At 27.0% G+C, this 534-nt stretch carries 1 protein-coding gene; it reads left to right on the top strand.

The window, feature by feature from the left end; translation table 11 throughout:
• Positions 1-45 precede the first annotated feature (45 nt).
• Positions 46-534: ParB N-terminal domain-containing protein (locus GQF29_RS18290; protein ID WP_160340887.1), on the top strand; the 489-nt coding region annotated here is incomplete at its 3' end.

Here is a 534-nt window from a genome sequence, read left to right on the forward strand (position 1 = left end):
AATGGTTATTTTAAAATACTTATATGACATGGAGGAAAAAGAAAAATGTGTAAGATAGAAAGAAAAATAAAAAATGATACAGTAACGTTAAGTACAAGAATTTCAAAGGGTTTTGATAAAAACGGTAAAAGATTAAGAAAACGTTATTCATTAAAATTAGATACAAATGAGTATCAAACAGAAAAACAACAAGACCGAGCCTTTAAAGATTTTTTAATTGAGCAAGGTGTAAATGAAATTCAATTTGAGGAGAAAGAAAATGAAGATCATAAGAAAACAGAAAGTGAAGTATTTGATAAAGAAAGTGATTTGGCAATTGTTGAAGATACTCAAACAAATGAAGTGACAACAAGAAAGATTGTAAAAATACCATTGGAAAAATTACAAGTGTTTGAATTAAACCCAAGTAGACCATCACAAGAATTTATTGAACGTTTAGCAAGTTCTATTTATGAGGACGGTTTAAACAATCCTATTCACGTTGTGAAATACAAAGATAAATATTTAATTCAAAAAGGTAATAAGCGATACAAA

Source organism: Coprobacillus cateniformis, from assembly GCF_009767585.1.
In the GTDB taxonomy this organism is placed as follows: Bacteria; Bacillota_I; Bacilli_A; order Erysipelotrichales; family Coprobacillaceae; genus Coprobacillus; species Coprobacillus cateniformis.